This window comes from Polaromonas sp. P1_G2, from assembly GCF_056405515.1.
The window spans coordinates 1-452 of record NZ_JBFUBY010001144.1 but is presented as its reverse complement, the minus strand read 5'-3'; the positions used below and the strand labels follow the sequence as shown (position 1 = coordinate 452).

At 55.9% G+C, this 452-nt stretch carries 1 protein-coding gene; it reads left to right on the top strand.

Annotation, left to right across the window (positions count from 1 at the left end; all coding sequences use genetic code 11):
- Positions 1-301 (top strand): hypothetical protein (locus tag AC1D0P_RS29470; protein WP_477679972.1); only part of this gene is annotated, 301 nt, incomplete at its 5' end.
- Between the last annotated feature and the right edge of the window lie 151 nt (positions 302-452).

The following is a 452-nucleotide window of genomic DNA, read 5'->3' as shown; positions in this document are numbered from 1 at the left end:
GTTGAACGGTAAGGAAATTGCCAGCACCGTCATGGGGAAACTCCTGAAGGGCAGGATTGAGCCCTCAAGCAGCCTGGCACTGATGCAAATAGAACCCGACGGCAAGGCGGCATTCCGCACGGCGACGCAGATGTTGACCGAAAAGGTTTTCGTCGATCGCGACAAGCTCTGTGAACAGAGTGAAAATGCATTCGGGCAGGCAGATTGCGGCCCGGTCTATAGACGTCCAAATTCTCCCGGTGGAAGCAGCTACGTTTACGTAAATTCGACGAAGGTGTTCCACTTCTCGCCAGTCAGATAGGGGCGCTCCCACCTAGGATCACTCGTAATTGTCCAGCCTGAGGTCCGCTACYACCTTGGGCCAGTTGGCGTCCGCCTTCGGCACTGCAACTTCCGCATTGGCCGCAAACGACTCCGCCGATCCCTTGTCGTAGATCAAGTAAAGCTTGCCG